Origin of the sequence: Mucilaginibacter xinganensis (assembly GCF_002257585.1) — a bacterium.
In the GTDB taxonomy this organism is placed as follows: Bacteria; Bacteroidota; Bacteroidia; order Sphingobacteriales; family Sphingobacteriaceae; genus Mucilaginibacter; species Mucilaginibacter xinganensis.
On record NZ_CP022743.1, the window covers coordinates 5114414 to 5128247 of the forward strand.

8 protein-coding genes are annotated in these 13834 nt (G+C 42.7%); all 8 read right to left on the minus strand.

Going from position 1 to position 13834, the window contains the following annotated elements; genetic code table 11:
• Window positions 1-29: 29 nt before the first annotated feature.
• Complete coding sequence (locus MuYL_RS22235; RefSeq protein WP_094572640.1) at window positions 30-815, minus strand: DUF4350 domain-containing protein; 786 nt, start codon at window positions 813-815, stop codon at window positions 30-32.
• A complete protein-coding gene (locus MuYL_RS22240; RefSeq protein ID WP_094572641.1) occupies window positions 812-2017 on the minus strand; it encodes a glycoside hydrolase family protein in 1206 nt (401 codons plus the stop codon). Before MuYL_RS22240 ends, MuYL_RS22235 begins: the two co-directional genes overlap by 4 nt.
• A 64-nt stretch (window positions 2018-2081) precedes the next feature.
• Window positions 2082-4439: a hypothetical protein gene (locus tag MuYL_RS22245; protein WP_094572642.1), complete on the minus strand. Its 2358-nt coding sequence runs from the start codon at window positions 4437-4439 to the stop codon at window positions 2082-2084.
• A gap of 87 nt (window positions 4440-4526) precedes the next feature.
• Window positions 4527-5681 carry a DUF4249 domain-containing protein gene (locus tag MuYL_RS22250; RefSeq protein WP_157741055.1) on the minus strand — a complete coding sequence of 385 codons (1155 nt, stop codon included), beginning with the start codon at window positions 5679-5681 and terminating at the stop codon, window positions 4527-4529.
• 8 nt (window positions 5682-5689) lie between these two features.
• Window positions 5690-6883 carry a DUF4249 domain-containing protein gene (locus MuYL_RS22255; RefSeq protein ID WP_094572644.1) on the minus strand — a complete coding sequence of 398 codons (1194 nt, stop codon included), beginning with the start codon at window positions 6881-6883 and terminating at the stop codon, window positions 5690-5692.
• A gap of 4 nt (window positions 6884-6887) precedes the next feature.
• Window positions 6888-9653, minus strand: a complete 2766-nt coding sequence (locus tag MuYL_RS22260) for a TonB-dependent receptor (protein WP_094572645.1) — start codon at window positions 9651-9653, stop codon at window positions 6888-6890.
• Window position 9654: 1 nt separating this feature from the next.
• Window positions 9655-10407: a hypothetical protein gene (locus MuYL_RS22265; RefSeq protein ID WP_094572646.1), complete on the minus strand. Its 753-nt coding sequence runs from the start codon at window positions 10405-10407 to the stop codon at window positions 9655-9657.
• Between the two features lie 336 nt (window positions 10408-10743).
• Window positions 10744-13800, minus strand: a complete 3057-nt coding sequence (gene infB / locus MuYL_RS22270) for a translation initiation factor IF-2 (protein WP_094572647.1) — start codon at window positions 13798-13800, stop codon at window positions 10744-10746.
• Window positions 13801-13834: the final 34 nt, after the last annotated feature.

Sequence of the window (13834 nt, forward strand, 5' to 3'; positions counted from 1 at the left end):
AAGGTTGCCGGATCAACGACCCGACAACCTTATTTTTTTACCTGCTTTATCAACCAGGCCACTATATCGTTCGCCGCTTTATCATTTTCGAAACCTGCGGGCAGGCGTCCATTTGTATATTCATTATATAACCAGGGGTCGCCCACGGCAACCACTGTGCCTTTGCCATATTTTGTTGTAGCGATTATTACTGCGCCGCCGCTGTTTTTAAGTGCAGCCCCAGTCGGGCCTGTCAGACTTATGGAGCAGACATCCTTCATAAATATTTTGCTTGCCGTTTTAAACATAGGGTTGCCTGCTGTAACAACGGCACCTTCTTCAAAATGATTGTCGTCTGTTACGTGGTTTTGCAGGTCATCGTTAAAATGCATCCCGAATTTGCCAGCCAGGTTATTAAAATGCGGCAACTCCACATTGGCGCTGTCGTTGGCCATCATTAATAATACACCTCCTTTTTTTACCCAGGCTGCAATTTCATTGATGTCATCTCGATTGATATAATTGGGATTCGGGCTTTCCTTTTTTGTATCCGGGTCAACAATAATATATATGGCAGTACCTTTTAAGTTGGCGGTTGTTGGCGGGGCACCCAACGTATCAAGCGTTGCTCTTGTCTTTTTAAATGCATCGCCAAATACCGAAAACCCGGAATTTCCCTTTTCATCCCACAAATAATGGAACCGCTCCGTGTTACCCGAAGCGCCTTTGTGAACTTCATGGTTAAAGTAATAGTCGAGCGTAACCTTTTGTGCATTTGCGCTGCCGCATAAGCCCAATAAACTAAAAAAAGAGACGACTACAATCCAATGTTTCATTTATCCGAAAATTGCTGGTATCTTTTCATTGCCTCCACAAAATAGTAATCGGCATATGTTAGCGGCACGTCTATTTCACTTTTTTGCGGAAAATGCCCAACGCTGTGCATCAAAATAAAACCGCCATTGGCGCCCGGTACTGCCAGGTACTCGGGGGATGATAAGGTCCTTAAAATGGTTTGCGCAGCGTTAAAATAGCTTATGGCCTCTCTTTTATCAGTATAGCGACATAGCTCCAGTAAAGCGGACGCCATAATAGCACCGGCGGATGCGTCGCGCAAAGCATTGGGAATATTGGGTGCATTAAAATCCCAATATGGAATTTTATTGGGCGGCAGATTGGGGTTGTTTAAGATGAACCCCGCGATATGCTGTGCCTGCTGCAGGTACCTCTTATCTTTTGTTTCACGGTACATTACCGTGAAGCCATAAAGCCCCCAGGTTTGACCGCGCACCCATGCAGATTCATCGGCGTAGCCCTGCGCTGTTTTACGCTGCAACACTTCGCCGGTTTGCGCATTGTAGTTTACCACGTGATAAGAGCTGTAATCAGCCCGGTAATGGTTTTTCATGGTGGTATTGGCATGTGTTACCGCAATTTTATAAAAGGTGGAATCGCCGGTCTCCTTTGTTGCCCAAAAAAGCAGCTCAAGGTTCATCATGTTATCAATGATCACTAAAAAATCAGAAGGCTTTGAGTCCCATGACTTAATACAGCCGGTTTTAGGATTAAAGCGACTTGCCAATGATTTAGCACTATTAAGCAGGATCTGCCTGTAGCCGGGCTTGGGATCTAGTCTGTATGCATTACCAAAACTGCAATACATCATAAAGCCCAAATCGTGCGTATGTGTGTTGTATTGCTCTTTCGCCAAACTATCCATTGACCGGTTTGCTTCGGTTAGTAAAGCCGGATCATGCTCCTGCTCATACAGGTTTAATAAAGTTCCGGCATAAAACCCACTGCACCACCAGCCAGAATTGCTGGTAATTAATTTACCGGCCGCAGGATCATAGCTCCGCGGAAACTGACCTGGCTGAAAATTGGCCCCTATAGCTTTATATTGCCGGGCTGCATCTGCAAAATTTTTTTTTATGGTATTAAGCAGTTGCGGTTGTGGCTTTAAATACTGTACAGGCTGCGCAAAACAATATTGCACCAAACAGGAGCCAATAATTATAAACAAGCTCTTTACTTTCATAAGATGTATTCTTTCCGCTAATTTACAGTGATGCGCTTAAATACCGTCAATCAAAAAACTTGTTCTACTTAACTTCAAATGTAAAGTACTGACTTCCGGCATCGCCGTTAGCGGTAATTCCCTGCACAACACCGACATATTTACCGGCCTGGTCTGATGTGTAAAATGACAGCTTACCCCCATTGTTTACGGATGGTGCCCAAAACAAAAGGTTCCTGAAATCGGGGATCCTGCTGGCAGCCTGCGTTTCAGAATCATAAACCGGCGAATAAAATTGCCTGTGCAACTGCAGCCCTTCATAATCAATCACAACAGCTTTGGGGTCAAGTTCAACGCCGCCAAGGTCGCCTTTGTAAGTAGTAAAGCTAAAGATGCCCTCATGTGCTGATTGCCCATAGTAAAACCGGTCCCGGATAACTTCTAATTTTCTCACTTTTAAGGGATCAACAGTAAATATTTTATTGACGTCGAACACGGGAACCCCGTCAATCAGCACCAGCGGATCGCCATCTAAAAAGCCATGATCATTAAGCACTTTTATATGAAATTTACCTTTCGACCGTACGATATTATCTTCGGATACATATTCGCGCAGGTCTTCCTCCATGGTGGTAAAACGGGTAAAATCATCCAGTTTATAGGTCTTATACGGCTTGCCGTAAAATGCGCTGCTATCAACTACCGGCGTGAAAAAACGCTTTAGATTATTGGCTGAATAGATATTAAGCACCTGCACACCTACACTATGTGCCTGCAGTGCGCTTTGCGAACCGTTCAAAAATTCAAATTTCGGTAACGTTACTTTTGAATACTGCTCCGAAAACGGGCTCTGCACGTCTATCCGGTAAGTAGTATCCAACGTGGTATTGGTTTGCGCTACTATTTCGCCCGGGCCGTAAAAGTCCTTTGTACTATACAATAAATGGCCCAGCGAATCACTCTGGGACGCATATACCTGTACTCTTTTACCGGGTACACCAATATAGGTCATTATGCCCGCAGCCGGGGTATTGGTTAACGTATTGGTGATTTTTGCGGTAACAATATGTCCGTTATACTCGGGTAAATAATTAAACTCCAACGGTTTATTTTCAAGCACCCGGTTCCAATCAAACCTGCGCCAGCCCTGGGTGAGCATCAGGTTATCCAACGCTTCATCAGCTTCGGCGTTTGTGTTTTTCAAATAGTAATCTGCTGATTCTATGTTTCCCTTCAAATCAGACCCAAGCCATAAGTAGTCAAAAATATTACTGCGATCAATGTCCTGTAACGAATCAATACGGTAAACCGCCATTGACATATTCGCATAAACCGGCTTACCCGCCTGGTCTTTTGGCGAAACGTTTACGTTAACCTTTTTACGCAAAGCATATTGCTGCTGATCGGACCCGGCATCGATAAAAAGCTTTTGAGGCGGGCGCTTAAAATACAAACGTTCACAAACCGCTTGTTTGGCACTGTTAAATATGGTGATGCTTGAAATACCATCACCAAGCAAACTCTTATTCACCATAAAACGGGCCATGCCGTTATTAATGGTCATGCTTTCAGCGGCTTTCACTACCTGCCGCGTGTGGGCAAAAAGATAAACATTGCCATCGGCTCCCTTTACAGTTACTTCCAGTTGATCACCTTTGTCAGTAAGTTTCATTACATATCCCTGGCTGTTAACCTCAGGCAGGCTTTTTGTTGCTGAAGCCCCATTGAATTTTATAATGGCTTTGTAGGTATTGTTGGCGGCTGGAGTGAATGAAAAACTGCCCATCCCAAATTTCAATGCCTTAAACCTTGCTACAGTATCGTTAACATTATTAACTATTGCGCCTGTAACAGCCACACCATGACCATTTTTGCCAACCGCTTTAAAAGCAACCTTACTCTCAATTCCGCTAACTAAGTTGCCGCCTTCCGGAAAAAAGCCTATCTCGTAGCTATTTGCGTTATCTTTCCCCAGGTTTTCAGGTGATTTTAGTGGATTAAGCAATGTTATCTTTTTCTCAAAATAATAATCCGGGCTAAAATTCTTCATCCAGCTCGTATAAGCCCTTATTTTATAATTCCCGCTATTTACAGTAACAGGTACATAGATAGAGCCGTCGCCAACGCCATATTTAACAGCAATTTTGGCCTGGGCTATAGGGTTCTGGCTGTTATCCAAAACCTCCACGTACACCACTTTACTCAAGTTTAAAGGCTTATGGTCATTACCGTCAACGCAATAAATTTTAAACCATATAATTTCGCCCGGCAAATAAGTGCTTTTATCGGTATGAACAAATACTTTCTCCTGTAAGGCAGTTTGCTTATAGGCATTAAAGCTATTTTGCACTTCCTGTATAACTTGCGCCCTGCTGTTTAACATCAGCAGCAAAAGTGCCGAAGTTAACAGCATAGCCTTAATTGACTGTATAGGTTTTATCATTATTAAATAATTTATTGTTCAAAAAACAAGCTTATTATTACGCTGAATCAGGCTGACATTTGCCCACACAGCTACATTTAATTACTACTATTTCCAAAATACCGGCTGTTGCTTGCTGCCCCTAAGCGTACAGTCAACGCACTCAATTCCCGTTGCCAGGTAACCAACCGGCGATATACTCCCGTTTGCAAAGTATGGGGTCACCGGTATTTCTATCCGGGGAATCAAATAGGCTGCAACCTGGTTTAAATGGCTTTTAGGATTATCGTACCATGCTGAATCCAGCGCACAATCATAAGGGTAAGCCGGCAACCATGTTTGCGGTAGCTGTTCGCTGGAAATAAATATCCGTTTCGACGTAACAGTGCCTGCGCTTATATAGCCAATAACCGGCTCCGCTGCGTCTGCAGTGTTATGTATATTCCCAATAAGCTGGGTTGGCTCCGCATCAAAAATACTTCCTAATTGTTCAGTATTCTTTTTCAGGTTATCCCAAAATTTGTACGCTTTCTCTGTTAGGGCATATTCATGAACAAGTATGCTGTATCTTAATTCAATTTTCTCAGAGGTTGACTCAACGGAAGTTAGCGGCGCCTGGAAGATCACATCTTGCGTTAATTTAGCCGATGATCCTAAAAGGATGGTGCTTGATGCATTGTTTGCAAAGCAAAAATAAATCTGCTGATCTGCGGTACGCGGAACGATAGCTGAGCCATCAGAAATATACCCTGAATCATATTTTGAATGGAACTTCCAAGTTTCCACGTAATCAAAGCGATAGTAGTGTGTCGCGTTATTTGCGTCATGTGTATTGGCATAAAGCTGGAGCTTATTGTTCCCCACAATAAAGCCAATACTATCAATAGGCGGCGCGGTCTTTGCCTGTTCGTAGTCAGAAAGGTACTGTTTATGGTCATCAATTGTTGTAATCCGCAGCCTGAATTTGCGGGTATTATCCAGTATCACGCCTGATAATTGGTACACACCCTCATTAATTTCGGTTAAACTGTAACTATTGCCGTTATCACATTCAATGGTCAGGGCAGCCTGTACAGGGTTAGTTGTTACACTACTGGTTAGATTAACCGTTTTGCTTACTTTAATGGTGCTTACATCATTCGTGTTAATAACCCCTTCAACCACCAGGTAACTTTTAGGCGAGTTTATAACCTGTGGGTTATATGGCTTTTTACACCCCACAGATAGTATGATTCCTGCTAATAATATCTTCCAATTTTTCATATATCGTTTCATTGCCAAAAGCCTGGTTGTTTATTTGTGCCCCGCAGTGTGCAATCAACACATTCAGGTGTCGAGCCTGAAAAACCCTGAAGTTTAGGTGCCCCCGGCGGCTGAATTCCTTCAACCGGTATTATAGGCCCGCGCGTGGCTTTATTAAAATTAATGTATTGATCAACCTGGTTAACAGTCGTTCCTGTAACCGGGTCCCTATATTCGTACAAATAGGCATTAACCTTACAGCCGCTGTCGTCCGGATCAATCCAGGCAGGCAGATTCCTCTGGTCAACAAAAGCTCGTTTCACCGAAAAGCTACCTATACTTACAAAGCCGATCACCGGCTCAAGCGCGTTATCAACGGCATGAATATTGCCTTTTAACTGCGACGGCTGTGCGTCAAAAATACTTCCCAGCTGCTCGGTATTCTTTTTAAGTATCTGCCAAAAATCATAAGCTTCTTTCGTCAAAGCATATTGCCTTATTAAAATACTGTACTTATGCTTTATTTTTTCAGAGTGGCGGGATATAAAAGTGATGGGCCCGTCGCTGATCAAATTTGCTGATAATTTAGCGGACGACCCCAACGTAATCACAGTTGAGTGTTCGGTTCGCCAGCAGGTGTAAATTTCATCGTTTATTAAATCGCGCCGCAAAACTGTATCTCCATTTGATTTGTATTCTGATTGAAAAGCTGATACAAATATCCAGGTTTCGTCATACTCCCACCTGTAATAGCGCGTGTTGGTAACCACGTCATGGGTATTTAAATTGATATCTACACCGTCACTTTGTACTTTGTAGGTGATACTGTCAATTGGTGGGGCTTTTACCACAGGTACAAAATCCGACAGGTATTCTCTGCCACCGGCAGCTTTTATTCTTAAACGGTATTTATGCGTTGTGTTAAGGTTTAAACCTGCCGATACATACACCCCGTTGGGCATTTCTCTCAAAGCGGATGTGGTATTATCATCCCCTTCAACTGTTACTACAGCATTTAGTTCAGGGTTTACATTGACATTACCCGAAAGTTTAACTGTGCGGTTTAGTTTTATCATGGTTGAATCTGCACCGCTATTTATAAAGCCTTCCACAACGAGGTAATTGTTGGCCGTGTCAGTAACCGGTGGTGAATATGGCTTTTTACAGCTCAACACCAACACTACAGATGCGTAAAAGACAATATAAAAGTTTTGGTATTTCATCCTATCAAAACCTTATGTTATAGTTAATAAATGGAATTGGCGCGGCAAAAATCGAGAGTTTATAACCACTGATCACGCCGCTTTGCTCTGTAAAAAATGTGGAATACGCATTTTGCCTCCCCGTTATGTTATAAACACCAATGGTCCATGAATTATGGGTTAACTGGTGCACCTTGTGGTTTCCTTCAATAATTATCGAAAAATCAGACCTGAAGTAATCCGGGATTCGGTACACATTCCGGTCTGAGTAAAACACCCGTTCCGATCCCGCATATTCATATTTGGCAATTGGCAGTGTTATAGGCCTGCCTGTACTGTATGAAACATCAAACGAAACACTGTAGCGATGTGTAAAGCGGTAATTGCCATTAAAATTAACGGAATGTGGCTTGTCGTAATTGGCAGAATAGTATTTCCCGCTGTTTATAAACTCCCCGGCATATGGGTCATCCTGCCGCAGGAAAGTACGCGAATAGGTATAGCTTACCCAGCCATTTAATTTACCAGCTGTTTTTTTAAGTAAAAACTCAGCTCCGTATGCCTTGCCCTCTGTATTAATTACATCCTGTTCAATGTGATGGTTCAACAGCAGTACCGCACCACTTTTATAGTCAAGATAATTCCTCAACCTTTTGTAATACACCTCTACCGACATTTCAATGGTATTAGCGCTGGCATTCTTGAAAAGTCCCAATGATACCTGGTCGCCATGTTCGGGCTTAATGTTAGGGTCACTTAACTTATAAATATCTGTTGGCGATATTGAAGTTGAATTTGATAACAGGTGAATATATTGATGCAGCGTATTATAACCTGCTTTTATTGATAAATTATCGCTTAACAAGTACCGGGCCGAAACCCTGATATCGGGTGCCATATAGGTTTTAATAAAACTACCGCTTCCGTATTTTGTACTGTCAAGTATATTGGCGGGTTCTCTTGGCAACTCAGGCGCGTAGTTGTTCACCGTTTGCGGGCCCAGGTAATTATAAATATTAAACCTTACGCCGGCACTAATGGTTAAATTATCTGAAACATCATATTTATCACCTAAATATAAAGCGCTTTCCAAAGCTTTCTCGGCAGGTACCGCATCTGGTAATATCAACGACTTTGGCCCATTGGGCTCAAATGTACCAGGGTTAATTTTATAAAGGATTGAACTTAAGCCAAAGTTTAAAGTATGTTTATTGCTTAGGTAGTACGTAAAGTCTGTTTTGAAGTTTGACTGGTTGACCTTGAATCCCAGGTCGTAAGCATTAACAGGGTTTGCACTGCTCGACACATCATACTGGTACCTGTCAATACCGGCAGATATTAAGCTGTATAACTTATTGTTGAAATTATGCTTCCATTTTAGATTAATGTTACGGTTACTGTAGGAATAAGCGGTATCGCTATTCAGCTTAAACTTATCCTGGCTCAGGTAGCCGCTCAGATACAGGTTGTTTTTTTCATTAATTTGATGACTGATGCCCAAATTAAAATCATAAAAAGATGCCTGGCTATGCTTATACGATTCAGGCAGCAACTTCAGCAGCCAGTCGGAGTAGGTAGTACGCCCACCAAAGATAAACGAAGTTTTATCTTTAATTAGCGGTCCCTCTACATTTAACCTGCTGGTGAGCAGACCAATCCCTGCTGATCCGGTAAACTTCTTTTTGTTTCCCTCCCTGTTGGTAATATCCAGCACTGACGATAAGCGTCCGCCGAATTTTTCAGGAATACTGCTTTTATAAAGCTCTATATCCTTCACAATATCGGGGTTAAAGGCGGCAAAAAAGCCAAAAAAGTGTGCCGGATTATAAATGGTATTCCCATCAAGCAATATCAAATTCTGATCGGCAGCCCCACCCCTAACGTTAAACCCGGTAGTAGCTTCGCCTACTGATGTTACCCCCGGCAGCGTTAATACAACTTTTAACACATCAGCCTCCCCAAATGCTGTGGGGATTTGTTTAATATTCTTGATATCAAGCCTCGTTACCCCTAAATCGGTACTCCGCACGTTTGCCACTTTATCTGCAGAGATCTTAACTTCCTTTAAACTGTTGATCTGTTCCTGCATCTCAATGTTCAGCTTGCCGTCGGAATAAAGGATAATCTGCCGCCTGCTATCGCGCATTCCCAGCCCCCTCACCAGCAGCGTTTGCCTTCCGCGCGGCAGCGTTATCGAGAAATATCCAAACTGATCTGTAGCTGCGCCTGTTTTTGTATTAGCGACATATATACTTGCCCCGGTAACGGCCTCGCCCGACTTGATATCCCTGATATATCCACTCAATATTGATTTGCCCGGTTTTATATTATTGGTTTTTATACCTATTTCATAAAGTTTGTTCTCGGTGGTGGCGTCGGGAACTTTCTTATCCGCCTCTGCTGTATAATCGGCAACCGGCTCAGTTTGCGGCGATTGTGTATTTGTCTGCACCCGGGAGTATCCCATTGCCAGTTCATTTTTTATTTGCCGCCCCCTGGTTAAGAAAACCTGCTGCTGGTTAACAGCATATACAAAATTTGTATTTTTAAAGGCCTGGTCTAATATATTTTCAAGTGGCTTGTCAGCCAGTTGAAGGGTAACCCTCAGGCTGTCAAATTGCATCGGATCATAGTAAAAATGATAAGTACTTTTTGACTCCAGCTCATTCACAACCTGGGCAATGGTTGCCTGCTGAAAGTTTACACTAAACACCTTTGTATTCCGCTGCTGCGCCGACAATGCTTGTAAAAAAACCAGGAAGCAAATACTTGCGAGGTAAATTTTTCTCATATTAATTTGATAATTGGTCGTAATAAGCTGCTATTTTTACCATCGCTTCTTCGGGGTTGTCGCGGTACACTATATTGTTGGTCTTAATATATTTCTTTAACTCCTTCTTTTTATCTTTCAGGATATCAAGCAAAGCACCCTGCCCGCCTACACTGCGATAAATGTTATCTTTCTTAATGTAATAGTCTTTTGATAAGCTGAAATAATTCTCCAGCCCTGAAATACTGCTCGTGGTGGTTTGGATACTTTTTGAATATTTGCCCAGCACCTCACATTTGCCATTATATAACTGGTTATAATACCCTGATTTTAATATCGTGTTGTTGCTCACGGAGTCAGCATTGATATTTACAAAGTGATTCCCTAAAAAGTCAAAGCTTTTTACACGCTCTTTTATAACTGAAAATTTGGAGACATGACTAGGAAGCAAAATCACAACTTGGTCAATATTTAGGTCATACAACATTGATATGTTGTTATATAAACTACCATCGTAATAAATTGAGCCTTTTGTAAATCCATTTACTTCCTTAAAATAAGCATTGCCCTTTATATGCGGATCATAGAAATAGTATTCAGGACCTGTATAAATAGCTTGTTGATTGCCTAATGAGGTTTTAAAAAGATTTACCGCATTGTTTAAGGCATTTTGCTGCGAACTGCTATCGCCCAAAGCGACTTGTGCACACACATTTTGGCAAAAAAATACGCAAAAAGCCAATACTGCTAAAAACAGGCTGGTAAGTTTGTTCATGAATTTAGGTTATAGTGGTTTAATGGTTAAAGTTGAAATTTACGCCAGATTATCTTAATAAACAAACAGTTAAATTGGAAATTTCAAAAAAACTATAATTATAGTTTAAAATCTTAGTCAACCAACACTATAGTTACGGCCATTGTTATAACAATGTTACAAACGAAGATTGTATTTTATAGATTTTCGGGGCGGGCGGGATAGTTGGACATTGAACTATTAATGCATGGCGCCTCACCCGGGTTTACCGGGTATTTAAACTGTTTTAATAAAAATACCATCCAATAAAAAAGCCCTGCAATAAAATTACAGGGCTTTCAGTTATAGTATTTTAAATTACAGCTTACGCTTAACTTCTACGTTCTCGTAGGCTTCAACAATATCGCCAACTTCAATGTTATTAAAGTTCTGGATATTTAAACCGCACTCGTAATTGGCCGAAACCTCTTTAACGTCATCTTTAAAGCGTTTTAAAGAAGCAAGTTCACCTGTATAAATTACAACACCTTCGCGAACAATGCGGATCTTGCTGTTACGTGTAATCTTACCATCAAGAACCATACAGCCGGCAATAGTGCCCACCTTACTGATCTTGAACGTTTCACGGATCTCAACATTCGCAACAATCTTCTCTTCAAAAGTTGGTGCAAGCATTCCTTCCATTGCAGCCTTAATTTCATTTATCGCGTCGTAAATGATCGAGTAAAGCCTGATGTCTATCTGCTCTGCCTCGGCAAGCTTACGGGCACCACCGGAAGGACGAACCTGAAAGCCGATAATAATCGCATCAGAAGCCGATGCCAATAACACATCTGATTCAGAGATTTGACCTACAGCCTTCGAAATCACGTTAACCTGGATCTGTTCGGTTGAAAGTTTCAATAACGAATCCGACAATGCTTCAATTGATCCATCCACATCACCCTTAACAATAATATTAAGTTCCTTAAAGTTACCAACTGCCAAACGGCGGCCAATTTCATCAAGTGTAATGTGTTTTTGTGTACGTAACCCTTGCTCGCGTTGTAATTGTAAACGTTTGTTCGCAATTTCACGGGCTTCCACTTCACTTTCAAGTACGTTAAATTTATCACCGGCGGTTGGTGCCCCCTGCATACCCAACACCTGTACCGGTGTTGACGGGCCTGCAGATTCAACGCGTTGTCCGCGTTCGTTGGTTAACGCCTTAACGCGCCCGCTGTAACAGCCTGCAAGTATAGGGTCTCCCACTTTTAACCTTCCAGCCTGTACCAATATAGTAGTAACAATACCACGGCCTTTATCTAAAGCAGCCTCTATAACCGTACCTACTGCACGTTTATTCGGGTTAGCTTTAAGTTCAAGCAACTCCGCTTCAAGTAATACTTTCTCTAACAACAGGTCAACATTTAAACCGGTTTTAGCTGAAATTTCCTGCGACTGGTATTTACCGCCCCATTCTTCAACCAAAATATTCATTGCTGATAATTGCTCGCGCACCTTATCCGCGTTTGCACCTGGTTTGTCAATTTTATTGAAAGCAAAGATGATTGGCGCACCGGCTGCCTGCGCGTGGTTTATGGCCTCACGGGTTTGCGGCATCACGCTGTCATCGGCTGCAATTACTATAATTACAATATCTGTTACCTGGGCTCCCCTGGCACGCATAGCGGTAAACGCCTCGTGACCCGGTGTATCCAAGAATGTTATTTTTCCTTTATCATCTGGCAAAGTTACCTCATAAGCGCCAATGTGCTGGGTAATCCCCCCGGCCTCGCCGCCTATAACGTTGGTTTTACGGATAAAATCGAGCAATGATGTTTTACCGTGGTCAACGTGACCCATAATGGTAACGATCGGTGCCCTTGGAACCAAATCTTCCGGATCATCCGGCTGGTCAAGACTGCCTTCCTCATCCTGTGGTTTTACAAATTCAATCTGGTAACCAAATTCATCGGCAACAATGCTCAGTGTTTCCGCATCAAGCCTTTGGTTAATGGAAACGAACATGCCCAGGCTCATACAGGTAGATATAATCTGCGTTACAGATACATCCATCATAGAGGCCAACTCATTAGCAGTTACAAACTCTGTAACCTTTAATACTTTTGATTGCAGTTCATTCTCCATTGCCAGTTCTTCGGCAGTTGCAGCTACATCATCACGTTTTTGACGACGGAATTTTGCACGCTGAGCAAACTTGCCCGATTTACCGGCTCCACTAAGGCGCGCTAACGTTGCCTTAATTTGATCCTGGATATCTTTTTCTGAAGGTTCTTCCTTCGGACCTGTACTTGGTGTTGTATTACGGTTATTCCTGAAATCCGGACGATTACCGCCGCCACCCTGGTTAGGGCCGCCGGCACCTGGGTTGTTACCCCTGTTCCTGAAATCCGGACGATTACCACCGTGCGCCTGCTGCGATCCCGGAGGATTTGGCGGGAGACTGGCGGTATTATTTTGCTGGCTTCCCTGGTTATTAAACCCTGGTCCCTGGTTATCTTTACGTTTTCGTTTGCGTTTATGGTCTGCTGCACTATTGGTATTTGATGACGAGGCTACCGGGTTGCGTTTTGGCGCATTAACCGGCAACTGGATCTTACCAATAACGTTAGGCCCTGTTAAGCGTTCGGCCTTTGCACGAATCACTTCCGGTTCCTGCGGCTCACCGCTTGCAACAGGTGCTTCAGTTACAGGAGCAGGCTCAACTGCGACTGCAACGGGTTCAACCGGCGCAGCAACAACGGGTGCCTCTTCCTTTTTAACCTCCTCCGGCTTAACCTCCGGCACCTTAACTTCAGCTACCTTAACCTCTTCAGCTTTAGGAACTTCAGGAATTACTTCCTTTTGAACTTCTTTTACCGGCTCTGGCTGGGGTGGTTCAGGAACTGCTATTGGCTCTGACTTAACAACCTCGTCAGCTATTTTAGCAACAGGTTTTTCAACCGGTGCGGGTTTAGCATTCAGGTTATCAAGGTCTATCTTGCCAACTATCTTAACGCCAGGCAAAACACCGTTATGCTGCTCTTCGACCTTTTCAGGTTGCTTTGGCGGCTCAACAGGTTTTGGCTTTTCAGTTTGTGGCGGCGCGTTGTAATGACTGCCGATACCTTTAATAAGGATCTCTTCATTTTCAAAATCGCGCGAACGGCGGTTCTCTGCTGGTTTTTCGGGAAACTGTACAGGCTCTTCCTTCCGTATCTTGCCGATACTGATCTGCTTAGCTTCCTCCTTAATAATTTTATCTACAGCAAATTCTTTCAAAAGTGCGCCGTACATATCGCCATCAAGCAGGGTAGTAGGGTGTTTTTGTACCTTATACCCTTTCGTTGCCAAAAAGTCAACGATAGTACCTGTACCGATATTCAGCTCTTTTGCTGCTGTAAATAATTTTATGGATTTGTCTTCTGACATTTATTATACTTCTTTCTCTGCTATTTTGTGCAAA